This window comes from Allobosea caraganae (genome assembly GCF_003351345.1).
GTDB lineage: Bacteria > Pseudomonadota > Alphaproteobacteria > Rhizobiales > Beijerinckiaceae > Allobosea > Allobosea caraganae.
This window is the reverse complement of record NZ_QQTO01000037.1, coordinates 535,645-561,897: the sequence shown is the minus strand read 5'-3', so window position 1 is coordinate 561,897 and position 26,253 is coordinate 535,645. Positions and strand designations below refer to the sequence as shown.

At 66.9% G+C, this 26,253-nt stretch carries 27 protein-coding genes; 15 read left to right on the top strand and 12 right to left on the bottom strand.

Annotated features, from left to right (window positions below):
- Positions 1-90: 90 nt before the first annotated feature.
- The gene (locus DWF00_RS27095; protein WP_114828099.1) at positions 91-585 is read right to left on the bottom strand and encodes a hypothetical protein; all 495 of its coding nucleotides are present in this window, start codon (positions 583-585) and stop codon (positions 91-93) included.
- Positions 582-758, bottom strand: a complete 177-nt coding sequence (locus DWF00_RS29600) for a hypothetical protein (RefSeq protein ID WP_181832520.1) — start codon at positions 756-758, stop codon at positions 582-584. The genes DWF00_RS27095 and DWF00_RS29600 overlap by 4 nt, the downstream gene beginning before the upstream one ends.
- Positions 759-1,823: 1,065 nt before the next feature.
- On the opposite strand from DWF00_RS29600, the gene DWF00_RS27090 reads away from it, so the two are divergent.
- Positions 1,824-2,267, top strand: coding sequence for a Ros/MucR family transcriptional regulator (locus tag DWF00_RS27090; protein ID WP_114828100.1), 444 nt, complete (start codon positions 1,824-1,826; stop codon positions 2,265-2,267).
- A gap of 147 nt (positions 2,268-2,414) precedes the next feature.
- Here DWF00_RS27090 and DWF00_RS27085 read toward each other — a convergent pair whose 3' ends face one another.
- The 3 genes from DWF00_RS27085 to DWF00_RS27075 are packed head-to-tail and all read right to left on the bottom strand — an operon-like array spanning position 2,415 to position 5,698.
- Entirely contained in the window at positions 2,415-3,968 is a 1,554-nt protein-coding gene (locus DWF00_RS27085) for a DHA2 family efflux MFS transporter permease subunit (protein ID WP_114828101.1), read from the bottom strand.
- Positions 3,961-5,205, bottom strand: coding sequence for an HlyD family secretion protein (locus DWF00_RS27080; protein ID WP_114828102.1), 1,245 nt, complete (start codon positions 5,203-5,205; stop codon positions 3,961-3,963). Before DWF00_RS27080 ends, DWF00_RS27085 begins: the two co-directional genes overlap by 8 nt.
- Positions 5,198-5,698 (bottom strand): MarR family winged helix-turn-helix transcriptional regulator, encoded by a 501-nt coding sequence (locus DWF00_RS27075; protein ID WP_245974332.1) that lies wholly within the window; start codon positions 5,696-5,698, stop codon positions 5,198-5,200. The genes DWF00_RS27080 and DWF00_RS27075 overlap by 8 nt, the downstream gene beginning before the upstream one ends.
- Before the next feature lie 311 nt (positions 5,699-6,009).
- Between DWF00_RS27075 and DWF00_RS27070 the strand changes: the two genes are divergently transcribed.
- The 3 genes from DWF00_RS27070 (at position 6,010) to DWF00_RS27060 (ending at position 10,247) form a co-directional block, all read left to right on the top strand.
- The gene (locus DWF00_RS27070) at positions 6,010-6,402 is read left to right on the top strand and encodes a nuclear transport factor 2 family protein (protein WP_114828103.1); all 393 of its coding nucleotides are present in this window, start codon (positions 6,010-6,012) and stop codon (positions 6,400-6,402) included.
- Between the two features lie 117 nt (positions 6,403-6,519).
- Positions 6,520-7,509 carry an ABC transporter substrate-binding protein gene (locus DWF00_RS27065; protein ID WP_114828104.1) on the top strand — a complete coding sequence of 330 codons (990 nt, stop codon included), beginning with the start codon at positions 6,520-6,522 and terminating at the stop codon, positions 7,507-7,509.
- A complete protein-coding gene (locus DWF00_RS27060) occupies positions 7,506-10,247 on the top strand; it encodes an ATP-binding protein (RefSeq protein WP_114828105.1) in 2,742 nt (913 codons plus the stop codon). The genes DWF00_RS27065 and DWF00_RS27060 overlap by 4 nt, the downstream gene beginning before the upstream one ends.
- Here the strand turns inward: DWF00_RS27060 and DWF00_RS27055 are convergent.
- Entirely contained in the window at positions 10,211-10,948 is a 738-nt protein-coding gene (locus DWF00_RS27055; protein ID WP_181832521.1) for a response regulator transcription factor, read from the bottom strand. The two genes, DWF00_RS27060 and DWF00_RS27055, sit on opposite strands and share 37 nt — an antisense overlap.
- A gap of 347 nt (positions 10,949-11,295) precedes the next feature.
- Here DWF00_RS27055 and DWF00_RS27050 point away from each other — a divergent pair, with 347 nt between their 5' ends.
- Complete coding sequence (locus tag DWF00_RS27050) at positions 11,296-12,204, top strand: UbiA family prenyltransferase (protein WP_281270192.1); 909 nt, start codon at positions 11,296-11,298, stop codon at positions 12,202-12,204.
- Between the two features lie 31 nt (positions 12,205-12,235).
- Entirely contained in the window at positions 12,236-13,549 is a 1,314-nt protein-coding gene (locus tag DWF00_RS27045; RefSeq protein WP_181832522.1) for an FAD-binding oxidoreductase, read from the top strand.
- 2 nt (positions 13,550-13,551) lie between these two features.
- Here DWF00_RS27045 and DWF00_RS27040 read toward each other — a convergent pair whose 3' ends face one another.
- The 6 genes from DWF00_RS27040 to DWF00_RS27025 form a co-directional block, all read right to left on the bottom strand.
- The gene (locus DWF00_RS27040) at positions 13,552-13,932 is read right to left on the bottom strand and encodes a VOC family protein (RefSeq protein ID WP_114828109.1); all 381 of its coding nucleotides are present in this window, start codon (positions 13,930-13,932) and stop codon (positions 13,552-13,554) included.
- Positions 13,933-14,012: 80 nt separating this feature from the next.
- Positions 14,013-14,330, bottom strand: a complete 318-nt coding sequence (locus DWF00_RS29215; RefSeq protein ID WP_114828110.1) for a hypothetical protein — start codon at positions 14,328-14,330, stop codon at positions 14,013-14,015.
- 311 nt (positions 14,331-14,641) lie between these two features.
- The gene (locus DWF00_RS27035) at positions 14,642-16,081 is read right to left on the bottom strand and encodes an aspartate aminotransferase family protein (RefSeq protein ID WP_114828111.1); all 1,440 of its coding nucleotides are present in this window, start codon (positions 16,079-16,081) and stop codon (positions 14,642-14,644) included.
- Complete coding sequence (locus DWF00_RS27030; protein ID WP_114828112.1) at positions 16,078-17,070, bottom strand: NAD-dependent epimerase/dehydratase family protein; 993 nt, start codon at positions 17,068-17,070, stop codon at positions 16,078-16,080. The genes DWF00_RS27035 and DWF00_RS27030 overlap by 4 nt, the downstream gene beginning before the upstream one ends.
- A gap of 31 nt (positions 17,071-17,101) precedes the next feature.
- Positions 17,102-17,233, bottom strand: coding sequence for a hypothetical protein (locus tag DWF00_RS30020; protein ID WP_281270191.1), 132 nt, complete (start codon positions 17,231-17,233; stop codon positions 17,102-17,104).
- 5 nt (positions 17,234-17,238) lie between these two features.
- The gene (locus DWF00_RS27025; protein ID WP_114828113.1) at positions 17,239-17,607 is read right to left on the bottom strand and encodes a DMT family transporter; all 369 of its coding nucleotides are present in this window, start codon (positions 17,605-17,607) and stop codon (positions 17,239-17,241) included.
- Between the two features lie 196 nt (positions 17,608-17,803).
- Here DWF00_RS27025 and cynS point away from each other — a divergent pair, with 196 nt between their 5' ends.
- The 9 genes from cynS (at position 17,804) to DWF00_RS26980 (ending at position 26,225) form a co-directional block, all read left to right on the top strand.
- Positions 17,804-18,292, top strand: coding sequence for a cyanase (gene cynS / locus DWF00_RS27020; protein ID WP_114828114.1), 489 nt, complete (start codon positions 17,804-17,806; stop codon positions 18,290-18,292).
- A gap of 244 nt (positions 18,293-18,536) precedes the next feature.
- A complete protein-coding gene (locus DWF00_RS27015) occupies positions 18,537-20,282 on the top strand; it encodes an alkaline phosphatase (RefSeq protein WP_114828115.1) in 1,746 nt (581 codons plus the stop codon).
- A gap of 95 nt (positions 20,283-20,377) precedes the next feature.
- Complete coding sequence (locus DWF00_RS27010) at positions 20,378-20,842, top strand: hypothetical protein (protein WP_210207856.1); 465 nt, start codon at positions 20,378-20,380, stop codon at positions 20,840-20,842.
- On the top strand, positions 20,820-21,551 hold the full coding sequence (locus DWF00_RS27005) for an ABC transporter ATP-binding protein (protein ID WP_114828117.1): 732 nt from the start codon (positions 20,820-20,822) through the stop codon (positions 21,549-21,551). Before DWF00_RS27010 ends, DWF00_RS27005 begins: the two co-directional genes overlap by 23 nt.
- Entirely contained in the window at positions 21,548-22,780 is a 1,233-nt protein-coding gene (locus DWF00_RS27000) for an FtsX-like permease family protein (protein WP_245974329.1), read from the top strand. The genes DWF00_RS27005 and DWF00_RS27000 overlap by 4 nt, the downstream gene beginning before the upstream one ends.
- Before the next feature lie 81 nt (positions 22,781-22,861).
- Positions 22,862-23,488 carry a hypothetical protein gene (locus DWF00_RS26995; protein ID WP_114828119.1) on the top strand — a complete coding sequence of 209 codons (627 nt, stop codon included), beginning with the start codon at positions 22,862-22,864 and terminating at the stop codon, positions 23,486-23,488.
- A gap of 118 nt (positions 23,489-23,606) precedes the next feature.
- Positions 23,607-24,122 carry a hypothetical protein gene (locus DWF00_RS26990; RefSeq protein WP_114828120.1) on the top strand — a complete coding sequence of 172 codons (516 nt, stop codon included), beginning with the start codon at positions 23,607-23,609 and terminating at the stop codon, positions 24,120-24,122.
- A gap of 403 nt (positions 24,123-24,525) precedes the next feature.
- Positions 24,526-25,452, top strand: coding sequence for an ABC transporter ATP-binding protein (locus tag DWF00_RS26985; RefSeq protein ID WP_181832523.1), 927 nt, complete (start codon positions 24,526-24,528; stop codon positions 25,450-25,452).
- A gap of 5 nt (positions 25,453-25,457) precedes the next feature.
- Positions 25,458-26,225: an ABC transporter permease gene (locus tag DWF00_RS26980; RefSeq protein WP_114828449.1), complete on the top strand. Its 768-nt coding sequence runs from the start codon at positions 25,458-25,460 to the stop codon at positions 26,223-26,225.
- Positions 26,226-26,253: the final 28 nt, after the last annotated feature.

The window sequence follows — 26,253 nt, the reverse complement described above, 5'->3', positions numbered from 1 at the left end:
GGCCGGGAGACCAATCCCGACCCCTCTGGCGTCCGGGCCGTTACCTCCGGACTGACGGCGCGGGGAGGATGAGGCCGCGCGCCGATCTGGTCAGAGCTTGCTGCGCCAGTAGCTGTTCGCGCGGGGCTCGATGAAGCCGCGCTGGGCGGCCTCGCGAAGAATTTCCTCGGTCTTCTGCGTCGAGACGCCGATGGCGCGGCCGATGTCCGAAGCCCAGCACTGCGCCGGGTTGCCGCCCATCGTCTTGCACGCGCGGGAGATGATCGCGATCACCTCCAGCATCGGCAGCTCGGTCATGCCCTGTTCGGTGGCGAGGCGCTGCACGGCGGGCGGGAGCTTGTCGAGACGGGCGGCGCGCTCGTCCCGCTCCGCCATCTCAGCCTTCCACGACGGCGCATACGCATCAGCGAAGCTGACGCCCATCCCCGACGAGGGGGCGGCCGGGGAAGCCTTGGCATTGAAATCCAGCGCCGGACCTTTCTGGTTCCGATCGCCGAAGGTGGTGGCTACGGCAGCGGCGCGGCGACGCGAGGCGCGCGTCTCATCCGTGTCGCGGCGGGTGAGGTTCGGGCCAAGGTGGATCACGACCGATCCTCCTTCGTGGCGGGCTGCAACGCATCAGCCACCAACGTGGCGATAACGCTGGACCGCGAGGCTCGGCCGGCCGCTTTGGCGCGGCGCCGGTCATAGACGGCCCGGTCGACGCGAGCGAGCACGTCGGTGGGCAAACGGATGGAAACCTGCTCGGCTCCGGACATCGAACGCTCCCTTGAGAGTGATTTGGTGGGCAATCATCTCATTGGGTTACCGTATTGTCTAGTGGGTATGTAAATATCCAAAGACAGTATACTTATCTACACTGTCTTTGTGTATAGTGGTTCTGCAAGTGGGCGCGACATTTCCGAGCCCAGACTTGCGGGTCGACCCAGCGGGTGCCGAACTAGAGCAGGTATGGCGAACGATTTGGCTTCTGGGATCGGATGATTTTCCGAAATCTGGTTCAGACCGGCGGCGTCAGCCGGCCGGAGTGATCCGCTAACCTGTTCGTCTAGGTGATCCTCTAAGAGGGGGTTCGGATTTCCGAACGTCTGAGGTTCGGGAGAGTGAACGTCTGAGGTTCGGGTTTCCGAACGCAAACTTGGGGAACCGGGACGGAAATCGGTTTGGCTTCCGGGATCGAGTTGATTTCCAAAATCGGGGTCAGACCGGCGGCGTGAGCCAGCCGGAATGATGCGCTAACCTGTTCCTCTAGGTGTTCCTCTAAGAGGGGGGCAGGATTTCCTTCCCCCTGCGGGTAGGGTTTCCTTCCCTCTGACGGCAGGATTTCCTTCCGCCCTCCATCACCGGAGAGCCATTTCCGGGGGGCGGGAGCGGCTCGAGTGGTCGGGCGGCTCTTCTCGCGCAGGCGATCATGCGTGCACCTTGCAGGGGCGCGGGCGCGGCTTGGGATGTGTGCACCGGGTTGCACGGTGACCGCTCATTTTGCTGGCCCGTGCAACACGCAGGTGTTACACACGCCTCTGTGATGACGGTCAAAAACGGCCGATTTTACTGACTTTTGAGGGTGTTGAGCCCGCTCCCTTCCGGGACGCCATAAATTCCGGCCCACCCGCTGATTGCGTCGTCAATGCAGGTGCGGGCGCGCACTCCCCTGGAATTCGGCCCGGCCAGGCTGGAAGCTCCGATTCCGGGCTCGCATGCGGCCGCGCCGGGCTGTGGCGGGGCCATCGCTGTGGATGAGGCCTGACGAACCCTGGACATGCATGCGATCGCATCTCCTGATGCGTGCGGGGATACGGGAGGAAAGCCTCGAGGAAGAGCCTATGACTGACGAGAGCGAAGCGGCGGCCGGATTGTCGGCGCAGATCGTCGCTGCCTATGTCACCCATAACAGCATCCCGCGATCGGAATTGGCCAAGCTGATCGAAACGACCCATTCAGCCATCGGCAACCTGGCCAAGCCCCCCGAGACGCAGTCGGAGCCGCTGCGCAATCCGGCGGTCCCCATCAGCAAGTCCGTCAACTCGTCCTATATCGTCTGCCTCGAAGATGGCCGCAGGTTCAAGACGTTGCGGCGGCACCTGCGCGTCAAGTACGGGCTCACCCCCGACCAGTACCGGGCGAGATGGGGCCTGCCGCACGATTATCCCATGGTCGCGCCGGACTACGCCGAAGCGCGGTCGATCTCGGCCAAGCGCAGCGGCCTCGGCGGCGCCAATAGTGCCTCGCTCAAATACGGCCAGCGCAGATCGTCTTCCGGGCGCTAGAGCATCGGACCGAAAAGTGGAATCCGATTTTCGGGAAAATCCGTTGCAACAACAAAGGTCTAGATCGCCACTTTGCGTCCGGTAGGACGCACGGCGATCTAGTGCCTGCGAATTGCCGTGGCGTCACGCGCTGGCGCGGCGCCCGGCCTACTCCATCACCATCGCGTGGTCGTCCGCCGGCGCCTTTTCCTGCTTGGGGGTGACCAGCAGGGCGAGGAACGGCATGGCCGCCAGGCACAGGATCATCAGCAGCTTGAAGTCGTCGATATAGGCGATGATCGTCGCCTGGCGGGTGACGACGTCGTCGAGCGCGGCGCGGCCGGCCAGCGTCAGCGGGTCCCAGGCATTCTTGATCGCGGGCATCTCGAACATGCGGTTGAAGGGCGTGACGTAGTTGGCGATCTCGGCGTGGTTCACCTGGGTGTTGCGAGTGAGCAGGTAGGCCACGATCGAGATGCCGACGCTGGAGCCGATGTTGCGCGAGAGGTTGTAGAGGCCGGTGCCGTCGCCGCGATCCTGCGGCGAGAGCGTCGCGAAGGTCACGGTGGTCAGCGGCACGAAGAGCAGGCCGAGGCCGGCGCCCTGGATGAAGCCGGTGAGCATGATCGTGTTCTCGGAGACGTCGGGCGTCCAGCCGGCCATGTCGTACATCGCCCAGGCGCTGACGGCGAGGCCGGCGCCGAGCAGGATGCGGATGTCGACCTTGCCGATCAGCCGGCCGACCAGGAACATGCAGGCCATCGTGCCCATGCCGCGCGGGCCCATGACGATGCCGGCGGTGACGACCGGATAGCCCATCAGCGTCTGCAGATAGGGCGTCATCAGCGCCATCGAGGCGAGGTAGGTGATGCCGACGATGAAGATGAAGATCATGCCGACGCTGAAGTTGCGGTCGAGGAACAGCCGCGGCTTGATGAAGGAGTTCTGCGCCGTGAAGGTGTGGACCACGAGGATGTAGAGCGCGGCGGCGCAGACCGTCGCCTCGATGATGATCTCGAGCGACGAGAACCAGTCGAGCTGGGCGCCGCGGTCGAGGAAGAGCTGGAGCGAGGCGATCGCCAGGCTGAGCGCGCCGAAGCCGATCCAGTCGAGCTTGGCGAGCGCGCTCGCCTTGGTCTCGGTGACGAAGATGGTGACGCCCGCGAGCGCGATCGCGCCGAGCGGCAGGTTGATGTAGAAGACCCAGCGCCAGGAGATGTTGTCGGTCAACCAGCCGCCGATGACCGGGCCGAGCACCGGGCCGACCATCACGGAGACGCCGAACAGCGCCATGGCCGAGCCGCGCTCCTCCGGGGTGTAGATGTCGAGCAGGATGCTCTGCGAGAGCGGCACGAGCGCTGCGCCGAAGAAGCCCTGGAGCAGGCGGAAGGCGACGATCTGGTTGAGCGACTGCGCCGCGCCGCAGAGCATCGAAGCGACGACGAAGCCGATGATCGCCACCGAGAGCACGCGCTTCCTGCCGAAGCGGGCGGCGAGGAAGCCCGAGGGCGGCGTCATGATCGCGGCCGCGACGATATAGGAGGTCAGCACCCAGTTGATCTGGTCGGCGCTGGCCGCGACGCTGCCCTGGATATAGGGCAGGGCGACGTTGGCGATCGTGGTGTCGAGCGCCTGCATGATGACCGCGAGGATGACGCAGGCGGTGATGGCGCCGCGATTGGCGACCACCGGGGTCGCAGCCGCGGCTGCACCGTCAGACATGATGGGTCTCGGTCTTGCCGAAGAGGTCGGTGATGAAGGTCGGCAGGCCGCGGGCGCGGCCGGTGTCGACGTCGAGCACGACGCTCATGCCGGCGCGCAGCTGCGGCTTGCCCTGCGGGGTCTCGATCTTGACGCGCATGGCGATGCGCTGGACGACCTTGACCCAGTTGCCGCTGGTGTTCTGGGCCGGCAGCAGCGAGAAGCTCGCGGCCGAGGCCGGGCTGATGCTGTCGATCGTCCCGGTCCATTCGGCGCCGGGATAGGTGTCGACGTAGACGGTCGCCTTCTGGCCGGGGCGGACCCAGGTCAGCTCGGTCTCCTTCGGGTTGGCCTGGATCCAGACATGGTCGGAGGAGACCAGGCTGAAGGCGACGGTGGCGTCGGCAAGGTACTGGCCCTTCTGCAGCGAGGGCACGTTGGTGACGATGCCGTCCATCGATGCCTTGACCACGGTGTGGTCGAGCTGGCGGGCGGCCTCGGCGCGGGCGGCGACGGCGTCCTTGTAGCGCGGGTGGTCCTCGATCGGCGCGTCGGGATTGCCGTTCAGGTTGGCGGCGAGGCTGATCAGCTGGCTCTGGAGCTGCGCCAGCTTCTGCGCGGCGCCGTCGAGATCGTGCTTGGCCGAGTCATAGGTCGCCTGGGAGGCGATCGACTTGGTGGCGAGGTCCTGCTGGCGCTTGAAGGCGGTCTGGTAGAAATCGATATCGCTCCTGGCCTGGGCGATCTGGCTCTGCATCGCCTTGTAGGTCGCCTTCTGCGATTCAAGGTCGTTGCGGACGTTGCCGATCTGCGCGTCGGCGCGGTCGAGCGCGTAGCGGAACTGCGCGTCATCGAGCTTGAACAGCACGTCGCCGGCCTTGACCTGCTGGTTGTCGCGCACGTCGACCGCGCTGACGATGCCGGCGACATCCGTGGAGACGCCGACGATGTCGGCCTGCACATAGGCGTTGTCGGTCGACATCACCTGCCCGCCGACGACGTACCAGTAGCCGCCGGCGATCAGCGCGACGGGCAGCGCGGCGAAGAGGAGCTTGCGCTTGAGGTTTCGCGGCTTGGCCGCGGGCGCGGTGTCGGCAGCGACGGCCGGTGCGGAGGCGGCGGTCTCGGGCGCCTTGGCGACGGGAGCGGGCTGCGCGGGCGGCGCCTTCGGCTCGGCCCGGCGGATCTCGGTTACGTTGCTGGCGGGGACGGGCGGCTCGTCGCCTGTGGCTTCGGGTCTTCTGGCTGCGTCATCCATGGGTCTTCTGCCTTTCGGCCGGCGGCGTCGCGCAGGCCGTAGAGAGGTTCGCGCGCATCGTGCCGAGCAGTTTGAGGAGCACCTCGCGCTCGGCTTCGGAAATCTCGCCGAAGGCCTCGGCGCGGGTGATCTCGCCGAGCTCGCGCATGGTGACGAGCGTCGGCCCGGCCTTGCCGGTGAGGTAGAGCCGCCAGACGCGCCGGTCCTTGGCGTCGTGCCGGCGCTCGATCAGGCCGCAGGCCTGGAGCTTGTCGAGAATGCGGCCGAGCGTGATCGGCTCGACCTCGAGCAGCTCGGCAAGGCCGCCCTGCTGGATGCCCTCGTTCTTGTCGAGATAGGCCAGCACCTGCCACTGCGAGCGGGTCAGGCCGAGGCCGAAGCCGCGGGCGTTCTGCTCGAAGCGCTTGCGCAGCAGGCGCGCGACGTCGTGCACGAGGAAGCCGACCGTGGGGGAGGGCTGCTGCGTCGCCGGGACCTTAGGCATGCTGTTCATAAGCATCCATATATTATTATTGCTTACGTCTGCCAATGCCTGAAATGCATGGCTGCTGCGGCGCAGCATCAAGGCTGCGCGCCGCTTGCATGGCCTTGTGCCGCAGAATTCGCCGTCGGCGGGTGGGTTCCCAGTCTGGCTGCCGGACAAAAAAGACCCGCCATCCCTGATCAGGATGGCGGGCTAGTGGTCTCGAACTCAGACAGATAACGCCCCGCGGCCCCGGCGGTTCCGCGGTGCTGGCCCTGCGCCGCTCGGCGCGCTAGAGATGCGCGTTGAAGGGGCGGTTAAGGCAGAAGCGAGAGCAGATCATGCCGGACCGTGCGCGTGTCGAGGCCTTTGTCGCAGCCGTCGTGAGCGGCGACCACGTCAAGGCCATCGCCGATTTCTACCATGACGACGCCACCATGCAGGAGCCCGACAAGGAGCCGCGGCGTGGCCGCGAGGCTCTGATGGAGCATGAGGCGAAGGCGCTCGCCCGCGTCCAGCGCATGCATACGCATGCCCCGCGCGCCGTGCTCGTCGATGGCGACAACGTCGTCGTCCACTGGGTCTTCGACGCCATCGCCCATGACGGGACGGCGCGGCGGCTGGAAGAGCTGGCGATCCAGCGCTGGCGCGGCGACCGCATCGCGCAGGAGCGCTTCTTCTACGATACCGCCTCGGCCTGGCGGGTGGTGCCATCGGAGGCCGGAGGGGCCTGAGCAGCCGGCCCTGACCGCCGGCTCTGACGCTTGGTCACCGCGCCCTCGACGCCGCGCCGAAGACATGCGACGAGGGGCGCCGCGATCTCCCGCCCGCCTTCCTGATCTGGCCGAAGCATGCGCCGTCGCTCGTTCCTGACCGGCCTGACCGCACTCGCAGCCACGCCGCCCGCCGCCGCCCACGCGGCCGAGCGGATGCGGTTCGTGGCCGTGCTGTTCAGCCTCCCCCTCGACAACCCCGTCGTGCGCGTGCGGCTGGCGGCCCTGCGCGAGCAGCTCGCCCGGCGCGGCTGGGAGGAGGGGCGCAACCTGCGACTGCTCCTGCGGCCGGCCGGCGCCGACGAGAGGGTCCTCGTCGATGCGGCGCGCGAGCTGGTGCGCGAGGGGGTGGAGGTCATCGTCGTCGGCTCCAGCGCCGAGGCGGCCGCCGCGCTCAGCGTGACGAAAACGATCCCCGTCCTGTTCGGCACCGCCTCGGACCCGGTCGGCAGCGGCTTCGTGCGCTCGCTCGACCGGCCCGACAGCAACGCGACCGGCTTCAGCAACAATGACCCGTCCATGTGCGGAAAATGGGTGGAGCTGCTGACCGAGATCGCGCCGGCGACGCGCCGCATCGGCCTGATCTACAACCCGGCGACGGCGGCCGCCGGCGGGGTGACCTATGTGGCGCAGATGCGCACTGCTGCGGCGGAGCGGGGCGTGGCGATCCTGGACCATCCCATCTTCGATCCGACGCAGATCGAGCCCGCCATCGCGGCGCTGGCCGAGAATTCCGAGACGGGGCTGATGTTCCCGCCGGACAGCTTCACCTACCGCTATGCCAGGGCCTGCGCGGCTGCTGCGGCCCATCACAGGCTGCCGGCGATCTATGTCTTCGACACCTTCGTCACCCAGGGCGGGCTGATGTCCTATACCGGCGGCCGGGACGAATCGAGCGAGCTCATCGCCTCCTATATCGACCTCGTCCTGCGCGGCGCCAACGTCGCCGAGCTGCCGGTACAGTTCTCGCGCAGCTTCGAGCTGGTGATCAACGAGCGCGCCGCCGCCGATCTCGGCCTCACCTTGCCGATGTCGCTGCGCGTGCGCGCCACGCGGATCGTCGCGTGAGCCCGGGCGAGGCGATGCCGGGCAAGCGCCCGCGCGGCAGGCTCGCGCGCAAATACGCTGTGTTCGTCGGCTCGGCGATCTGCATCGCACTCGGGCTCAACGCGGTGATCGGCACGTTCTTCGCCTTCGCCGACCAGCGGGCGCTGGTGGTGCGGGTGCAGCAGGAGCAGGCGCAGGCGGCGGCGGGCCAGATCGGCAGTTTCGTCACCGACATCATGCGCCAGCTCGACTGGGTCTCGCAAAGCGGCGTCGGCTCCAATCCCGGCGAGGACAGGCGGCTCGACGGGCTCAGGCTGCTGCGGCAGGTGCCGGCCATCCTCGAGCTGAGGCAGATCGGCCGCGATGGCCGGGAGCTGCTCGGCCTGTCGCGCTTCGAGCACGATCGCGTCGGCAGCGGCGCCGACTGGTCGGCCGATCCCGGCTTCCAGACGGCGCTGGCGCAGGGCCAGTATTATGGCGAGGTCGCGTTCCGGCGCGGTTCGGAGCCCTACATGGTGCTCGCCAAGCGCGTGGTCACGCCGACCGAGGGCGTCGTGCTGGCGACCGTGAACCTGACCTTCATCAGGGACCTCGTCTCCCGCCTCAAGGTCGGCGAGGCCGGGCGCGCCTATGTGGTCGCGCGCTCGGGCCGGCTGATCGCGCATCCCGACCTGCGCTTCGTCCTGCGCAACACCAACCTGGGGCCGCTGCTCGCGGCGCACGAGCAGGCCGGCGCGCAAGGCGGAACCGACGCGCGCGCCAGCGGCGTCTCGATCCGCGACATGGAGGGCCGGCCGGTGCTGTCGGTGATGACCAAGGTTCCGAATCTCGACTGGAGCGTCGTGGTCGACCTGCCGGAGAGCGAGGCCTTCGCGCCGATCTACGCCTCGATCTTGCGCTCGCTCGGCATTCTCGTCGCGGCGCTGGTCTGCGCCGTGCTCGCCAGCATCGGGCTCAGCCGCCGGCTCGTCGCGCCGATCAGGGCGCTCAGCGACGGAGCGGCCCGGATCGGTCGCGGCCAGCTCGACGAGCGCATTGCGATCCGCACCGGCGACGAGCTGCAGGAGCTCGGCGACCAGTTCAACCTGATGGCGGGGCGGCTGCAGGAAAGCCGGGCCGTGCTCGAGGACAAGGTGCTGGAGCGCACCGCCGCGCTTGCCGCCGCGCTCGACCAGGCCTCGGCCGGGCAGCGCGCCGCCGAGCAAGCCAGGCATGTGGCGGAGGAGGCGACCAGGGCGAAATCACGCTTCCTCGCCGTCGTCGGCCACGATATCCGCACGCCGCTCTCAGGCGTGCTCGGCGTGCTCGAGATCCTCGACCGCAGGCGGATGAGCCGCAGCGACCGCAGGCTGGTCGAGATGGCGGCAGCCTCAGGAGACACGCTGATCAACCTCGCCAATGCGACGCTCGACCTGTCGCGCCTGGAGGCCGGCACCGAAAGCCTGGAGCTGCGCGACTACGAGCCGGGCGCACTGCTCACCGCGACCGTCACGCTGATGCAGCCGGCGGCGGCGCGCAAGGACATCGCGCTCAAGCTCGGCCTCGGCAGCGCCGCCAGCATGCGGCTGCATGGCGATGCCGGCAAGGTCAACCGCATCGTCCTCAACCTGCTGCGCAACGCCATCAGCTTCACCGACCGGGGCGAGATCGTGCTGGCCGCGGCGGTGGCGGGGGACACGTTCACCATCATCGTGCGCGACACCGGCATCGGCATCGAGCCGGCGATGCAGCAGAAGATCTTCCAGGATTTCGTGCAGGTCGATCCCGAGACCGGCCGGCGCTCCGGCGGGGTCGGGCTCGGGCTGGCGATCTGCACCAAGCTCACCGAGCTGATGGGCGGGACGCTTTCGGTGGTCAGCGCGGTCGGCGCCGGCAGCACCTTCACGGTGCGACTGCCCGCGATTCCGGCCAGGGCCGCGGCGCAGCCGGAGGACCGCGTCGCGGTCGAGCGCGCGCTGCGGGTGCTGGTGGTCGATGACGAGCCGGTGACGCGCGAGGTCGCCCGCATCATGATCGACAAGGCCGGGCACAGGGCGCTGGCCGCAGCCTCAGGCGAGGCCGCCGTCACGCTGCTGGAGCACGAGCCGGTCGATCTCGTGCTGCTCGACATGCAGATGGGCGGGATGGACGGCATCGCGACCGCCGCCGCGATCCGCGCTCAGCCGGATATCGTCCAGCCGGAGATCGTGATGCTCACCGCCGACGTCTCGCCGGAGACGATGCGCCTGCTGCGCGAGGCCGGGCTGACGAAGGTGCTGTCGAAGCCGGCGACGTCCTCCGCGCTGCTGCAGGTGCTGGGCGGCGGTGCGCGGCGGGCGGAGCCCGGCGGCGCCATCGTCCTGTCATCCGAGCAGGCGGTGGACGCGCTCTTCTTCGAGACGCAGGGCCAGCTGATCGGCGATCACCGCCTCGACCAGCTCGTGTTGCTGTTTGCGACCGTCTCGCTCGAATTGTTGCAGGCGATGCGCTCGGCCCTGGAGGCGGCCGACCGTACCGGGCTGGCCCGCGCCGCTCATCAGCTCGGCAGCTCGGCCGGGGCGCTTGGGCTCGGCCGCGTGCTGGCGCGGGCGACCGGGCTCGAACGCGATGCGCCGGCTGCGTCCTTCGTCGTCCTGGCGCAGGACGTGGCCGGGCTGGAGGGGGCGCGCGAGGAGGCTCTGGCCGATCTCGCCCGGCGCAGCGCCGGAGTGGCGAAGGCCGTGCCGGGGCCGCTCGGGCCGGATCAGGCGTTGCGCTCGGCGACGATGCCGAGCTTGTAGCCGATGCCGCTGACCGTCGCGATCACGCCCGGCTCGGATGCGCCGAGCAGCTTGCGCCGGAGCCGGGCCACCAGCGCATCGACCGTGCGGGCGTCGACGTCGCCCTGGCGGTTGCTGACCACCTCGATCAGGTAGTCGCGGCTCAAGGGCCGGCCGTTGCTCTCGACGAGCGCGGCGAGCAGGTCGAACTCGCCGCGGGTCAGGCGGATCGGGTCGCCGTTGATGGTGGCGAGCTCGCGCCGCAGCAGGTCGATCATGAAGGGGCCGAAGGTGATCGTGGTGCTGCGCCGCGCCGTCTCGCGCTCGATCTTGCGCCGGCGCAGCAGCGAGCGCGTGCGGGCGAGGAGATCGCGCAGGTTGACCGGCTTGGTGACGTAGTGGTCGCCGGCGAGCTCGAGCCCGACGATGCGGTCGATATCGGTGTCGCGCCGGGTCACGAAGATGATGCCGGCATCGGAGAAGCCCTGCAACTCCTTGGCGAGCTCGAAGCCGTCGCCATCCGGCAGCACGACATCGAGGAAGATCAGCTCCGGCTTGACCCGGCGCACCAGGCGCCGCGCTTCGGCCAGGGTCTCGGCCTCCTCGACGCGGAAGCCCTGGTCGCTGAAATAGCCGGCGATCATCGTGCGCGTGATCGGGTCGTCCTCGACGATGACGAGCCGTTCGCGGTTCGCCGCCGCGGTCTCGGTCGTCGTGGCCATCTCGCCTGGCGATGCCTTAGAGGAATGGGTCGGGGCCATCTCGGCCGATGCAGTTCTTGTCGATGGTCGCGACGATTGAACGATAGCGCGCGCATTGCAAGCGGCGCGCGGGATGATTGCGAATGGCGGTTCGTTCAAATGTCGCAAGCCGGCGATGCCGCTGGCCTTGTTTCCCGCCTGCTGCGGCAGGTTGTCGTTAATCATGGCAAGCAAATCAGAGAGCGAACGCTACGGCATCTACGGGGATTTAGGACTTGCTGACGATAAGGAAGGGCATTGAGGCAATTCAGTGCGCCCATCGCGAGATTTGGCCGTGGTCGACGGCTAACCGCGATGCGCTCTTCCGGGTGTGCAGAGACGTCGAGATGTCCATCACAGCGATGATCCGAGCGATGCGGCCGCATCATTGGCTCAAGAACGGGCTCGTCTTCGTGCCGATCCTGCTCAACCATGATGTGTTCGATCCTGCGGCGATCGGCCACGGCGTCGTCGCCTTCATCGCCTTCAGCCTGCTCGCCTCGGCGATCTACCTGCTCAACGACATCGTCGACGTCGAGGCCGACCGGCGCCATCCGACCAAGTGCAAGCGCCCGCTCGCCGCCGGCGAGATCACGGAAACGCAGGCCTATGCCGCGGTGCCGGTGCTCCTGGTCGTCGCCTTCGGGCTGACGGTCTTCGTGCCGCAGCCCAAGCTCTTCCTGCTGGCGCTCTCGTCCTATCTGGCGCTGGCGCTGCTCTACCTGTTCTTCCTCAAGCGCAAGCTGCTGGTCGACGTGCTCGGGCTGGCGGCGCTGCACACGCTGCGCCTGCTGGCCGGCAACGCCGCGGCGGCGATCCCGATCTCGTCCTGGCTGCTCGCCTTCTCGATGTTCCTGTTCCTCAGTCTTGCCCTGGTGAAGCGCTATGCCGAGCTCAGGATCACGCAGGACCAGTCCGGGCTGAAGAAGGCCGGGCGTGGCTATCACGCCGAGGATCTCGAGGCGCTGTCGCAGCTCGGCATGGCCTCGGGCTGCACCTGCGCGCTGATCATGGCTCTCTACGTCGACAGCGCCGCGGTGAAGGAGCTCTACCGCCATCCCGAGATCATCTGGCTGATCTGCCCGATCATCCTCTACCAGATGGCGCGGGTCTGGTTCCTGGCGCGGCGCGGGCAGATGCCGGACGACCCGCTGGTCTTCATGATCCGCGACTGGCGCAGCCAGCTGATGGGCGCGCTCGTCGTGCTGATCATGGTCGCGGCGACGGTGATTCCGTGAGCCAGTATCTGCCGTGAGCGAAGAATCTGCCGTGCCATCGGATCTGAAGCACTACCGCTCCTGGGGCGGGCTCGCCGCCCATGACTGCCAGATCGTCGCGCCGGAAGCGTGGAGCGCCGAGCCCGGCCTCTATCGCAAGCCCGCGCTCGCCTATGGCAATGGCCGCTCCTACGGCGATTCCTGCCTGAACGATGGCGGCGCGCTGATCGCCGCGCGCCAGCTCGACCGCATCCTGGCCTTCGACCGCGAGAGCGGCCTGATCACCTGCGAGGCCGGCGTCCTGCTCGACGCGGTGCTGAACCATGTCGTGCCGCTCGGCTGGTTCCTGCCGGTGACGCCCGGCACCGCCTTCGTCACGGTCGCAGGCGCTGTTGCCAACGACGTCCACGGCAAGAACCATCACCGCGCCGGCACGTTCGGGCGCCATGTCCGCGCCTTCGAGCTGGTGCGCTCGGACGGGACAAGGCTGACCTGCGGGCCGGACATGAACTGCCCGCTCTTCGCCGCCACGGTCGGCGGCTTCGGCCTGACCGGGCTGATCACGCAGGTGACGCTGCAATTGATGCGGGTGCCCTCGGCCGAAATGCGGCAGGAGGTGGTTCATTTCGACGGGCTCGACCGCTTCTTCGAGATCGCGGCGGAATCCGACGAGACGCATGAGTACACCGTCGCCTGGATCGACGCGCTGGCCGAGGGCGCGCATTTCGGGCGCGGCGTCTTCTTCCGCGCCAATCACGCGCCGGCCTCCGACCTGCCGCCTGGGCGGGCGGCGCGGCCGCTGCCGTTCCCGATCAAGCCGCCATTCCCGCTGATCAACCGCCTGAGCCTGCTCGCCTTCAACGCGCTCTACCGTGCCGCGCAGCCGCGCACGCCGGAGCCGCGGCGCATCCCCTATCGCCCGTTCTTCTACCCGCTCGACCGGGTCAACAATTGGAACCGGGCCTATGGTCCGAAGGGGCTGCGCCAGTTCCAGTGCGCGGTGCCCATGGCTCAGGCGCGCGAGGCGGTCGAGGAGATGCTCAAGCGCACGCTCGCCGCCGGCGAGACCTCGTTCCTGACCGTGCTCAAGATCTTCGGCGACGTGCCTTCGCGCGGCATGATGTCCTTCCCGATCGCCGGGGCGACGCTGACGCTCGATTTCCCGCATCGTGGCGAGCGCACGCTGCGGCTGCTCGACGAGCTCGACCGGATCGCGCTCGCGGCCGGCGGGCGGGTCAACCCCTATAAGGACGCGCGCATGTCGGCCGAGACCTTCGAGGCGTCGTTCCCGCATTGGCGCGAGTTCGCCAAGCAGGTCGATCCGGGCTTCTCGTCCGGGTTCTGGCGGCGGGTGACGGCGGGCTGACGTCAGGCCGGCTCCTGGCAGACCGCCTCGATGCGGTGGCCGTCGGGGTCGATGACGAAGGCGGCATAGTAGTGCGGGCCATAATGGGCTCGCAGCCCCGGCTGGCCGTTGTCGCGCCCGCCTGCCTGCAGCGCCGCTGCATGGAACGCGTCGACGCTTGCATGAGAAAACGCCTTGAAGGCGAGATGGAAGCCGGGGCCGGGCGGGGTCACCGGTTCCGGCTGCTTCTTCAAGGCGAGGAGGTCGCCGCCGCCGGCAGGCCCGTAGCCGACGCCATCGGCGACCGCCCAGACCCGCGTCAGGCCAAGCGGCGCGAGAGCCGCATCGTAGAACGTGGCGGCGCGCTTGAGATCGAAGACGCCGAAGGAGATGTGACCCAGCATGTGCTCGTCCAAGTCATGGCTGCGGGAGGGGTAAAAGCGCACACGCGCCGGCCAATCCCTGTCAGGGGACAGTGGTTGTCTCAGTTTGGATTGTGAATTTTCAACCGGGCTTCGTCCGCTGGCTCGAAGGCGATGTCGGCGTGTCTATAGCGAGCGAGCTTATCGTAAGCGGGAGCACCCGGAGGCATTGAACTTCGGAGGCCACATTTATTGAGCTTGGCATTTTCCGCCTTGAGAAGGACGACGCCGGCGACGTGGAGTTCCAAGAACGAGTTCATTTCTGCCGCGTCCACGATGCAGGTGCGAAGTCCTTGCCACAGAGTGGCGAGCGGTATCGCGTGATCGTAGGTGATGTCGTAGTTTTTACTGGTGAAGCGTGAGTTGGCCGTACGGCGCATCTCTCGGGCCGCTGCGGAGTGTACTCGACTTTCGCACCATTTGGCGGGTTCGCCTCCTTCGTGAAGGAAGAAGATTGTCTCTCGCCGAACTCTATCGATGCGCCGCGGGTCAAGGCCTAAATCCGTAAGTCGGTGAAGCTCGCCAAGTATTCGGCAAATTGCTTCGGCTACTTCATACTCAGTCGGCACTGGCTCTCTCCCTGAAAGGGCTGCGCTTTCGCCAGCATCTCGACATTCATCGGGAATCTGCGGACGAAAGAAAAGGGCCGGCGAAGCCGGCCCTGGAGAATAGTGCGATGGCCACCGGGGGCTCAGCCCTTCGCCGTCGCGACCTTGCGCAGGTAGTCCGTGACGATCCGCGTGATGCCGCGCGAGAGCAGGTCGTCGAGCGCGTTGAGGAAGGTGTCGCAATCCTCGCGGGTCGCGATCAGCGGCGGCTCGAGCCGGATGACGTTGCGGTTGTACTCGGTGAAGGCGACGAGCACGTCGTAATCCTTGAGCAGGAGCGCGCCGACGAAGCCGCAGAGCGAGCCCTTCAGCTTGTCGTCGAGCAGCGCGACCATGTGCTTCAGGCCGAAGGGCATGGTCTCGCTGATGTCGTTGAACTCGACGCCGATCATGAGGCCGCGGCCGCGGATCTCCTTGAGCAGGCTCGGGTGCTTGGCACGGAGCTGGTTCAGGCGCTCGATCAGGTAGTCGCCCTGGCGCCTGGCGTTGCCCATCAGGTCCTCGTCATAGAGGACGTTGAGCCCCTCGATGGCGCTGATGCAGGCCTCGCCCATGCCGCCGAAGGTCGCCTGCGCATGGATCAGCGCCGATTTCGGCTTGCCATAGGCCTTCATGTAGAGGTCGCGGCGCGCGATCATCGCGCCGACCGCGGCCTTGGAGCCGCCCAGCGCCTTGGCGAGTGCGGTTACGTCGGGCACGACGCCGTCGCGCTCGAAGGCGAAGAACTGGCCGGTGCGGCCGAGACCGCACTGCACCTCGTCGGCGACCCAGAGCACGTCGTGCTTGTCGCAGAGCGCGCGCAGCTCGCGCCAGAAGCCGAGCGGCGCCTCGACGATGCCGCCGCCACCCTGGATCGTCTCCATCACGACGATGCCGATCGAGCGGTCGGATTCGAGCGCCTTGCGCACCGCCTCGATATCGCCGAAGGGCACCTTGACCCGGTTCTCCACCAGCTTGAACTGGGACTGGTAGAGCGTCGAATCCGTGACCGAGAGCACGCCCTTGGTCTTGCCGTGGAACGAGTTCGCCGCGTGCAGGATCTTGGAGCGGGCGGGGCCCTGGACCTGCTCGGCGACCTTCAGCGCCGCCTCCATCGCCTCCGAGCCGGTCGAGCCCAGGAAGACCATGTCGAGGTCTCCCGGCGCGATCTCGGCCAGGTTCTTGGCGAGCGCGGCGGCATATTGCGACATGAAGGCCATGCAGATCTCATGGCGGTTCTCGTCCTGGAACTTCTGCCGGGCCGCAATGATGCGTGGGTGGTTATGGCCGAAGGCCACCGAGCAGAAGCCGCCGAAGAAATCGAGGATCTTGCGGCCGTCCCTGGTGATGTAGTGCATGCCCTCGGCGCGATCGACGAGGATCTTGTCGAAGCCGAGCAGCTTGAGGAAATGCAGCTGGCCCGGGTTGATATGGGCGGCGAAGAGGTCGCGCACCGTCGCGGCGTCGAGCTGCTTGGCCTCTTCGACGCTGATCAGCTTCGGGCGGGCGGGGACCACGTCGTTCTTGAATGCGGGCATGCTCATGCGGCCTTGCTCCTCTGCTCGTCCTTGCTCTTGCGATATTCGGTGTAGGCGGCGAGCAGCATGTCCTCGTCGCGGTATTTCGGGGTCCAGCCGAGCTCGCGCTTGGCCTTGCTGGTGTCGAGGATGCAGATCTCGTCGGCGATCAGGTATTGCTCGGGGTCCATGATCGGCAGGTTGACTGCATCGAGCGTGTCGAGCGTCAGCTTGACCAGCGCGGCCGGCGTCGGCAGCAGGATCGACTTCGAGCCGGCATGCCTGACGAGGTCGCCGAGCAGCTTGCGCACCGGCGGCGGATCGTCCGAGCCGAGGTTGTAGGCGCTGTTTGGGAAGCCGGCCTTCCAGGCGGCGATGCAGGCGCTGGCGCAGTCGAAGACCGAGATGAACTGATAGGGGTTCTTGCCCGATCCGATCATCGGCACCGGCAGGTTCATGTCGATCAGCCGGAAGAGCTTGACCAGGATGCCGAGGCGGCCCGGGCCGATGATCAGGCGCGGCCGGAAGATCGGGATCTGGAAGCCCTTGTCGCGATAGGTCTGGGCCAGGGTCTCGGTCGCGAGCTTGCTCTCGCCGTATTCGCCGAGCGGCTTGGCCGGATGGGTCTCGTCCTGCGGCACGGTGACGGAATGGCCGTAGATCATGTCCGTGGTGAAGTGGACGAGCTTGTTGGCGCCGTTCTTCTCCATCCAGGTCAGGATGTTGGCGGTGCCGTGATAGTTCACCGGCCAGAAGAAATCGTGGCGCTCCTTGCGGGTCACGATCGGGCTCAGCATCTTGGCCGAGAGATTGTAGACGAGGTCGTCCGGCGTGAGCGCGATGCTCTCGACGCTCTCGGCCTTGGTGACGTCGATCGTCTGGAACGGCACCTTGCCGTAATGCGCGTGCGGGCTCTTGTGGATGTCGGCGACGAGGACCTCCTCGCCCATGGCGGCGAGGTCGGCCGCCAGATGCGAGCCCACGAAGCCGTCGCCGCCAATGATGATGTGCTTCATGATCAGGCCATTGCTGGTTCGGTTGAAGGGATCAGCGCGGGGCGCCGGGCAGACGAGGCGGATTGGCGCGAACCGGCACGGGCACCGGGCGCAGCGCGCGGTCGACCGGCGGCTCGAACAGGATGGCGAGGCGAAGGATGAGGCGGGCGATCAGGTCCATCATAGTCCTCAGCTCTGTGCGATGAAGATGGTGCCAACGACGATCAGTCCGATGCCGGCGATGCGGGCGGGGCTCAGATCCTCCTGGAAGACGAAGTAGGCGTAGATAGCGACGACAACGTAGGCGAGGCTCAGGAACGGATAGGCGTAGCTGATCTGCACCTTGGAGAGCACGATCAGGTGCGAGGCCATGCTGATGACGAAGGTGCACAGGCCCGCGAAGACGAACGGGTTGAAGACGACGCGAAAGACCGTCCAGATCAGCCCGTCATTGGGGATGTCGAACTGGCCGATGCCGGTCATGCCCTTCTTGAGCATGAGCTGGGCGGCGGCGTTGGTCAGCACCGTGAACAGGATCAGGGGAATGTAGGCATTCATCGGCGCTGGATTTTCCGCGTGGCTCGGTGGAGCTCTGAATGACGCCAAAAATACTTCAAATGCCTTACGTCATGGGGCCTAACTCACCGTAACGTTAAGATGATCCTGCCGGGTTTCCAGAAACACCACCGCATCTCCCGGGCCCGGCCTGATCCTTGCCTGCTTCGCCCTGCCCACCAACCCAGGAGCAGGCAGGATGAAGCGCGAAGAGCTCACCGAGAAGATCCTCGACATCAAGCGCGAGAAGGGCTGGAGCTGGAAGTACATCACGCAGGAGATCGGCGGCATGTCCGAGGTCCTGATCGTCGGCGCGCTGCTCGGCCAGATGAAGCTGGTCAAGCCGCTGGCCGAGACGGCGGCGGCGCTGTTTGGCCTCTCCGAGAACGAGAAGCGCATGCTCAACGAGGTGCCCTATCGCGGCACGGGCACGCCGATGCCGCCGACCGACCCGCTGATCTACCGCTTCTACGAGATGGTGATGGTCAACGGCCCGGCCTGGAAGGCGCTGATCGAGGAGGAATTTGGCGACGGCATCATGTCGGCGATCGACTTCAACATCGAGTTCGAGCGCGAGCCGAACCCCAAAGGCGACCGGGTCAAGATCGCCATGTCCGGCAAGTTCCTGCCCTACAAGTACTATGGCAACGAGCAGGGCATCCCGGATTACGGCTTCAAGGAGGCGTGAGGCTTGGAAGGAAGGGCGCGAGGAACCCTTCTCCCGGATGGGAGAAGGAAAGGAAGCCGCCCGCCCGGTCGTGCCGCCTCTCCCGGAAGAGGGTTCGCCGCGCCGGGCGGTTCGAGCATCGAAATCATGTTATAGTATAACATTGCATAATTACTTACCTTGAGTCAGTAATCGTATTGTCATTTGCGCTGCCTATGGCGTCAGCCCGAGTCCATTCAACACGCGCGACAGGCGGAGAACACATATGCAGGCGCAACGATTGCTGATGATGGCCGTGGCGGCCACGCTCGCCGGAGCCGCTCCCGCGGTGGCCCAGACGATCTACCCGATCGACCGTGCCGAGATCCTCGAAGGCTCGCATTTCGACTTCAAGGTCGAGTTCCCGAACGCGCCGACCTCGGCCGACGTCAACGTCACCATCAACGGCAAGCCGGCCGCCGAGACCCTCGGCCGCGCCACCACGTTCATGCAGAACGAGGAAGGCCAGAAGCACTCCGCCCTGTGGCTGCGCGGCGCCTCGCTGCCGGCCGGCCGCTACGTCGTCGAAGCGACGCAGGGCGCGAACAAGTCGACGGTGAACTGGGAGGTCTTCGCGACCGCGACCCCGCGCCGCGCCAAGAACGTCATCCTCTTCGTCGGCGACGGCTTCTCGATCGCCCACCGCACCGCCGCCCGCATCATGTCGAAGGGCCTGAAGGAAGGCCGCTACGGCGGCGAGCTCGCCATCGACGACATGTCGAACATGGCGCTGATCTCGACCTCCGGCACCGACTCGGTCGTCACCGACAGCGCCAACGCGGCCCATGCCTACACCACCGGCCACAAGTCCTGCGTCAACGCGCTCGGCGTCTACTGCGCCCAGAACGCGCTGACCCTCGACCACCCCAAGGTCGAGACCATCTCCGAGGTGATCCGCCGCCGCAGCAAGATGTCGATCGGCGTCGTCACCAACTCCGAGATCGAGGACGCCACCCCGGCCTCGATGGTGGCCCATACCCGCCGCCGCTCGGACTTCAACGACATCGTCAAGATGTTCTTCGACGTGAAGCCGGACGTGATCATGGGCGGCGGCTCGCCGAACTTCCTGCCGAAGGCCACCAACGGCTCGAAGCGCACCGACGACCTCGACTTCATCGCCAAGTTCAAGGAGGCCGGCTACTCGATCGCCACCTCGAAGACCGAGATGAACACCGCGGTCTCCGGCGGCGCCAAGAAGATGCTCGGCCTCTACAACACCGGCAACATCGACGGCGCCTTCGACCTGCGCCTGGCCAAGAAGGGCTCGGTCTCGAAGTTCCCGGACCAGCCTGACGTGGTCGAGCAGACCAAGGCTGCGATCGACATGCTCAAGGGCAACGAGGACGGCTTCTTCCTGATGGTCGAGTCGGCCCGCATCGACAAGTACAGCCACTCGCTCGACTGGGAGCGCGCGGTGTTCGACACGATCATGCTCGACAACGCCGTCAAGGCCGCCAAGGACTTCGCCGGCGACCGCAACGACACGCTGATCATCGTCGTCGCCGACCACGCCCACCCGGTCTCGCTGATCGGCACCTATAACGACGACCGTCCGGGCCAGCTGCTGCGCGACAAGCTCGGCGTCTACCAGGACTCGGTCGTGCCGAACTACGGCCCGCGCGATGCCGACGGCTACCCGACCGACGTCAACACCTCGCGCCGCCTGGCCGTCGTGTTCGGCTCCTATCCCGACACCTGCGACACCGGCAAGCCGAACATGGACGGCGAGCGCGTCCCGGCCGTCGCGGGCGCCGAGAAGGGCACCTATGTCGCCAACGAGAAGGATTGCACGGCGCCGATGGCCGTGCGCAAGCAGGGCAACCTGCCCTTCGACTCCAACTCGGGCGTCCATGCCGCCGACGACGTCGTCCTGACCGCGATGGGCCCGGGCGCCGAGAAGTTCCGCGGCCACAAGCCGAACACCTACGTCTTCCGCGTCATGACGGAAGCGCTGGCGCTCGGCGGCAAGTAAGCTAGACTCAGGCTATTGCTTGGCGCGAATTCTGATCGTTCGGCCGATACCGGCCGAACGGAAAGCGCGCAAACGGGGGGATGAAGGAGCGTCTTATGCGTCTGCGCATCTCCCCCATGTCCTTCTCCCGCCGCGGGCTCCTCCAGGGGCTCGCGGCGCTAGGCTTTTCCGGGCCGGCCCTTGCGGCCGAGCCGGCGCTGATCGCCTTCGACAGCCTCTACAAATCCTTCGGGGTGCTCGGCTTCCAGTTCTCCGACCGCGTCACCGCGCTACGCGGCCAGGAGGCCCGGATCGTCGGCTACATGGCGCCGCCGCTGAAGCCCGAGAGCCGCTTCTTCGTGCTGACGCGAGAGCCGCTGGCGATCTGCCCGTTCTGCCAGTCCGATGCCGACTGGCCGGTCGATATCGTCGTGATCTTCATGAAGGAAGAGACGCCGATGGTTAGCGCCGGGCGCAAGGTCACTGTTACCGGGCGGCTCGAGATCGGCTCCGCGACCGATCCCGACACCGGCTTCGTCAGCCAGATCAGACTCGTCGATGCCGGTTTCCGCGTTGCCTGACGGCTTGCCAGAAGCTGCGGCGAAGACGCTCCATCTCCACGGCGTGACGCTCGACCATCGCGGGGGCGATGGCCGTCCCTTCCGCGTGCTCGACATTCCCGACCTCACCATCTCGGCCGGCGCACGCATCGGGCTTCGCGGCCCGTCCGGCTCCGGCAAGACGTCGCTGCTGCATCTGGTGGCCGGCTTGCTGGTGCCCGATGCCGGCACCGTCGCCTGGGACGGCAAGAGCGTCTCAGCTCTGCCGGTCTCGGCCCGCGACCGCTGGCGCCGCGAGACGATCGGCTTCGTCTTCCAGGATTTTCACCTGATCCCCGAACTCGACGTCGCCGCCAACATCACCTTGCCGGCGACCTTCTCGGCTTGGCGGATCGACAGGGCTCATCACGAGCGAGCCGCGGCGCTGGCTGAGCGCATGGGCCTCGGCGATCTCCGCCGCAAGGCGCGCGTGCTCTCGCGCGGCGAGCAGCAGCGCGTCGCGATCGCGCGCGCCGTGCTGAACCGGCCGGCGCTGATCCTCGCCGACGAGCCTACCGCGAGCCTGGACGCGGCGCATGCAGCCGAGGTCGGCTCGCTCCTGGTCGAGGTCGCGGCGGAGGCTGGCGCGACGCTGATCTGCGCCTCGCACGATGCCGCGCTGCTGGCGCGGATGAATGATGTGGTCGAGATCGGCACGGTCACCAACAAATCCCTGGCGCTCGCGTCATGAACCCGTTTCCGATGGTCTGGGCCGATATCAGGGCGTTGCGCTGGACCGCGCTGGCGATCGTCGTGCTGGTGGCGCTCGCGGTCGCTATTGGCGTCGCCATCGGCGCGCAGGAGCGGGCGCTAAGGCGCAGCTCGGCGGCGGCGGCGGAGGATTTCGACCTGCTGATCGGCGCGCCAGGCAGCCAGACGCAATTGCTGATGTCGGCCATCTACCTCCAGCCCGATGCGATCCCGCTGATCGACGGCCGTCTGCTCAACACGCTGGCCAAGGACGAGCGCGTCGCGGCGCTGGCGCCGATCGCCTTCGGCGATGTCAGCCGCGGCTATTCGATCATCGGCACGACCGCGAATTTCGCCGGACGCTGGGGCCGGGTGCAGCCCTCCGAGGGCCGCCTCTTCGCCAGAGAGGGCGAGGCCGTGCTCGGCGCCGACGTGCTCTACAAGCTCGGCGAGACCATCGCGCCCTCGCACGGCGTCTTCGGCCATGCCGCGAAGCCGGGGCAGGTCGACGAGGAGGAGGCCGGGCATCGCCATGAGGGCCATGGTTATGTCGCGGTCGGGCGGCTGCCGCGGCTGGGCTCGCCCTGGGACCGCGCGATCCTGGTGCCGATCGAGAGCGTCTGGGAGATCCATGGGCTGGGCAATGGCCATGCCACGGAGGATGTCATCGGCCTGCCCTTCGATGGCCAGAAGATCCCCGGCGTGCCGGCGCTGGTCGTGAAGCCGCGCAGCGTCGCCGGCGCCTATCAATTGCGGGCGCAGTACCGCCAGGGCGGCACGATGGCCTTCTTCCCGGCCGAGGTGCTGGTGACGCTCTACCGGGCGCTCGGCGATGTCAGAAACGTCCTCGTCGTCGCCTCGGTGCTGAATGCGGTGCTGATCCTGGCAGCGGTGCTGCTGCTGCTGGTCGCGGTCGCCGGTCTCAGGCGGCGGCGCTACGCCGTGCTGCGGGCGCTGGGCGCGCCGCGGGCCTATGTGCTGCTCGTGGTCTGGCTCGGCATGGCCCTGCTGATCGGCGTCGGCTGCCTCACAGGCCTCGCGGTGGGCGCGCTGTTCACGAGCGCGGTCTCCGGGCTGGTCGAGGCCCAGACCGGCCTGCGGCTCGCCTTCGCGCTGGGAAGCCAGGAGATCCTCATGGTGCTCCTGCTCTTCGCCATCGGCAGCGCGATCTCGCTGCTGCCGGCGCTGATGTCCTATCGCGCGCCCGTGGTAGCCGGGCTGCGGGAATAGGTCGGCCCTCCGCACCTGCCGCCATGCGCTGGCAGGAAACTCCGCTAGAGTGAGATTGTCGCTTACGCCAACGGATCGCCCATGCCCCTGCCAAATCGCATCAGGCCTGACGGCTCGCTCTTCGCCGATCCGGCGCGCGGTGAGCTTTTCGGCAATCGCGGCGGGCGCTTTCATGATCCCGAGACGCAGGCGCTGCCGGAGCGGGCCTATGCCAGCCGGCAATGGATCTGCTGCGTGCTCGATTTCAAGAACCGGCGGCGCGAGGTTTGGGGCAGGTTCTATACCGAGCTGTTCTTCTGCGATGAGGTCACGGCGCTGGCGGCCGGGCATCGGCCCTGCATGGAATGCCGCCGCGCCGATGCGCTCAGCTATCGCGCCGCGCTGGTGCGCGGGCTCGGCCTGAACGAGGCGCCGCTTTTTCCAGAGATCGACCGGCTGCTCGATGGCGAGCGCCGGATCGGGCGAGCGAAGCGCCTGCACAGGCTGCCGGCCGATGACCTGCCCGATGGCGCGATGGTCGAGGCCGCGCCGGGCGAATGGCTGGCGCTGCGGGGCAAGGCGGCGCTGCTCTGGACGCCTGCGGGCTATGCTGAAAAGCAAGCTCGGCCGGCGGGTTTCGTCGCCGTCGTCACACCGCCGTCAACATTGGTGGCGCTTGCGAACGGCTATCAACCTCGCTGGCACAGCAGCGTCGCAAACTCTGCCTGAGCCGGCTGCGCCCGCCTTGCAAAGCTTTTGCGCGATGACAAGTTGCCGTTGCGGCAGAGGCGTGACCACGCTGGTGTGCCGCGCCCTTTTCCGAGCCATCCCACCAAGGATATTTCCCATGCTGCGAACCCTGGTTTGCGCGTTCAGCCTCACGCTCGCCCTTGCCGGCGCCGTTATCCTGCCGGCGGGCCCGAGCCTCGCCGGTCCCGTCAGCATCACCGAGGCCGACCCCGTCGCCACGGTCACCATTCCCGACGACTGGACTCACAGCAAGATCACGCGCGGCGCCGAGATCAAGTCGCCCGACGAAGAGGTCTATGTCTGGTTCGAGCTGGTCGCGCCCGGCGAGATCGAGGCCGTCCAGAAGGAGCACGAGGCCTATTTCACCAAGGAGGGGGTCACCATCACCAGCGCCTCCGACACGGTGAAGCAGGAGGTCGACGGCCGCGCCTGGTCCTTCACCGAGCTGAAGGCGAAGACCGAGGACGGCGCCTCGATCATCCGCTACATCGCGATCAACCCGAATGCCGCAAGCGGCAAGATCGTCATGCTGACCTACTGGGCCTCGGAAGACGGGCACAAGGAGCATGACGCCGCGATGGGCAAGATCGTCAAGGGCATCGCCTTCAAGTAAGAACGGCCGATGGCGGCGCTGGCACCGCGTTTGGTGCCTGGCCAAGCGGAACATTCACGGCCGCAACGGCGTTGCCTCCTGCATAAATGTCCAACAGGGGGCTATGTCATGCGCTCGATTGCTCTGTGGTTGCTCGGTGTTCCGATCCCGCTCATCATCCTGCTGTGGTTCTTCATGCGCTGAGGCGTAGAATTACCAATAATACATCGAGGCCGGGAGTTTGCTCCCGGCCTTTGCCATGTCTCGATCTCTGTCACGTCGGCGTCGGCGAGCAGAGACGCCTCTTTCGGCGCGCGGCTCCGGTTCCTGACGCGCCCTGACAGGCGCGCCTGCTTCTTCCGCCGCGCTTGCGGCGCATGGCGATGCGGTCGCATCTCCCAGCCACATCGCCTATATGGGCGCCATGTCACCAATCATCTCCGTATCCAACCTGTCCAAGACCTATGCCTCCGGCTTCAGCGCGCTGAAATCGGTCGACCTGGACATCAACCGCGGCGAGATCTTCGCGCTGCTCGGCCCCAACGGCGCCGGCAAGACGACGCTGATCAGCATCATCTGCGGCCTGGTCAATCCCAGCTCAGGCACTGTCACGGCCGACGGGCACGACATCGCCAAGGACTACCGCGCGGCCCGCACCAAGATCGGGCTGGTGCCGCAGGAGCTGACCACCGACGCGTTCGAGACGGTCTGGGCGACGGTGAATTTCAGCCGCGGCCTGTTCGGCAAGCCGCGCAACCCGGCGCTGCTCGAGCAGATCCTCAAGGACCTCTCGCTCTGGGACAAGCGCGACTCGACGATCCGCACGCTGTCTGGCGGCATGAAGCGGCGCGTGATGATCGCCAAGGCGCTCTCGCACGAGCCGCAGATCCTGTTCCTGGACGAGCCCTCGGCCGGCGTCGACGTCGAGCTGCGCCAGGACATGTGGCAGCTGGTGCGGCGCCTGCGCGAAAACGGCGTCACCATCATCCTGACCACGCATTACATCGAGGAGGCCGAGGAGATGGCCGACCGGATCGGCGTGATCAGCAAGGGCGAGATCATCCTGGTCGAGGACAAGACCGAGCTGATGCGCAAGCTCGGCAAGAAGCAGCTGACGCTCGTGCTCCAGCAGACGATGGCGGCGGTGCCGGCCGCGCTGGCGCAGTACAACCTCGCGCTCGCGGCCGATGGCGAGGAGCTGGTCTACACCTACGACACCAAGGCGGAGCGCACCGGCATCACCTCGCTGCTGCAGGACCTCGCCTCGGCCGGCATCCGCTTCAAGGACCTGAACACCAGCCAGAGCTCGCTGGAAGACATCTTCGTGAGCCTGGTGAGGGAGCGCAAATGAGCGCGATGGCCGTCAATATTCACGCGATCCGCGCCATCTACATGTTCGAGATGGCGCGCACCTGGCGCACGCCGTTGCAGAGCATCGTCTCGCCGGTGGTCTCGACCTCGCTCTACTTCATCGTCTTCGGCGGCGCGATCGGCTCGCATATGCCGACGATCGGCGACGTGCCCTATGGCGCCTTCATCGTGCCCGGGCTGATCATGCTCTCGCTGCTGACGCAGAGCATCGCCAACGCCTCCTTCGCGATCTACTTCCCAAAATTCACCGGCACGATCTTCGAGCTGCTCTCGGCGCCGGTGGCATGGTGGGAGGCGGTGATCGCCTATGTCGGCGCGGCCGCGACCAAATCGGTCCTGCTCGGGCTGATCATCCTGCTGACGGCGACAGCCTTCGTGCCGCTCAGGATCGAGCACCCGGTCTTCATGCTGTTCTTCCTGGTGCTGACGGCGATGACCTTCAGCCTGTTCGGCTTCATCATCGGCATCTGGGCCGATGGCTTCGAGCGCCTGCAGGTCATCCCGCTCCTGGTGGTGACGCCGCTGACCTTCCTCGGCGGCTCGTTCTACTCGATCGAGATGCTGCCGAGCTTCTGGCGTACCATCGCCTATTTCAACCCGGTGGTTTACCTGATCAGCGGCTTCCGCTGGAGCTTCTACGGGCTTGCCGACGTCGGAATCGCCATCAGCCTGGCGATGACGCTGGTCTTCCTGGCCGTCTGCATCGCCGTGGTCGGCTGGATCTTCCGGACCGGCTACCGCTTGAAGAATTGACAGCGGCCGCCCCTTCCTGTCTTCAACA

Excerpts from the sequence above, each read along its gene's own strand:
- DWF00_RS29600 (WP_181832520.1), bottom strand. The coding sequence starts at position 758 with ATGTCCGGAGCCGAGCAGGTTTCCATCCGTTTGCCCACCGACGTGCTC.
- DWF00_RS27090 (WP_114828100.1), top strand. The coding sequence starts at position 1,824 with ATGACTGACGAGAGCGAAGCGGCGGCCGGATTGTCGGCGCAGATCGTC.
- DWF00_RS27085 (WP_114828101.1), bottom strand. The coding sequence starts at position 3,968 with ATGTCTGACGGTGCAGCCGCGGCTGCGACCCCGGTGGTCGCCAATCGC.
- DWF00_RS27080 (WP_114828102.1), bottom strand. The coding sequence starts at position 5,205 with ATGGATGACGCAGCCAGAAGACCCGAAGCCACAGGCGACGAGCCGCCC.
- DWF00_RS27075 (WP_245974332.1), bottom strand. The coding sequence starts at position 5,698 with ATGAACAGCATGCCTAAGGTCCCGGCGACGCAGCAGCCCTCCCCCACG.
- DWF00_RS27070 (WP_114828103.1), top strand. The coding sequence starts at position 6,010 with ATGCCGGACCGTGCGCGTGTCGAGGCCTTTGTCGCAGCCGTCGTGAGC.
- DWF00_RS27065 (WP_114828104.1), top strand. The coding sequence starts at position 6,520 with ATGCGCCGTCGCTCGTTCCTGACCGGCCTGACCGCACTCGCAGCCACG.
- DWF00_RS27055 (WP_181832521.1), bottom strand. The coding sequence starts at position 10,948 with ATGGCCACGACGACCGAGACCGCGGCGGCGAACCGCGAACGGCTCGTC.
- DWF00_RS27040 (WP_114828109.1), bottom strand. The coding sequence starts at position 13,932 with ATGCTGGGTCACATCTCCTTCGGCGTCTTCGATCTCAAGCGCGCCGCC.
- DWF00_RS29215 (WP_114828110.1), bottom strand. The coding sequence starts at position 14,330 with ATGCGCCGTACGGCCAACTCACGCTTCACCAGTAAAAACTACGACATC.
- DWF00_RS27035 (WP_114828111.1), bottom strand. The coding sequence starts at position 16,081 with ATGAGCATGCCCGCATTCAAGAACGACGTGGTCCCCGCCCGCCCGAAG.
- DWF00_RS27030 (WP_114828112.1), bottom strand. The coding sequence starts at position 17,070 with ATGAAGCACATCATCATTGGCGGCGACGGCTTCGTGGGCTCGCATCTG.
- DWF00_RS30020 (WP_281270191.1), bottom strand. The coding sequence starts at position 17,233 with ATGATGGACCTGATCGCCCGCCTCATCCTTCGCCTCGCCATCCTGTTC.
- DWF00_RS27025 (WP_114828113.1), bottom strand. The coding sequence starts at position 17,607 with ATGAATGCCTACATTCCCCTGATCCTGTTCACGGTGCTGACCAACGCC.
- cynS (WP_114828114.1), top strand. The coding sequence starts at position 17,804 with ATGAAGCGCGAAGAGCTCACCGAGAAGATCCTCGACATCAAGCGCGAG.
- DWF00_RS27015 (WP_114828115.1), top strand. The coding sequence starts at position 18,537 with ATGCAGGCGCAACGATTGCTGATGATGGCCGTGGCGGCCACGCTCGCC.
- DWF00_RS27010 (WP_210207856.1), top strand. The coding sequence starts at position 20,378 with ATGCGTCTGCGCATCTCCCCCATGTCCTTCTCCCGCCGCGGGCTCCTC.
- DWF00_RS27005 (WP_114828117.1), top strand. The coding sequence starts at position 20,820 with ATGCCGGTTTCCGCGTTGCCTGACGGCTTGCCAGAAGCTGCGGCGAAG.
- DWF00_RS27000 (WP_245974329.1), top strand. The coding sequence starts at position 21,548 with ATGAACCCGTTTCCGATGGTCTGGGCCGATATCAGGGCGTTGCGCTGG.
- DWF00_RS26995 (WP_114828119.1), top strand. The coding sequence starts at position 22,862 with ATGCCCCTGCCAAATCGCATCAGGCCTGACGGCTCGCTCTTCGCCGAT.
- DWF00_RS26990 (WP_114828120.1), top strand. The coding sequence starts at position 23,607 with ATGCTGCGAACCCTGGTTTGCGCGTTCAGCCTCACGCTCGCCCTTGCC.
- DWF00_RS26985 (WP_181832523.1), top strand. The coding sequence starts at position 24,526 with ATGTCACCAATCATCTCCGTATCCAACCTGTCCAAGACCTATGCCTCC.
- DWF00_RS26980 (WP_114828449.1), top strand. The coding sequence starts at position 25,458 with ATGGCCGTCAATATTCACGCGATCCGCGCCATCTACATGTTCGAGATG.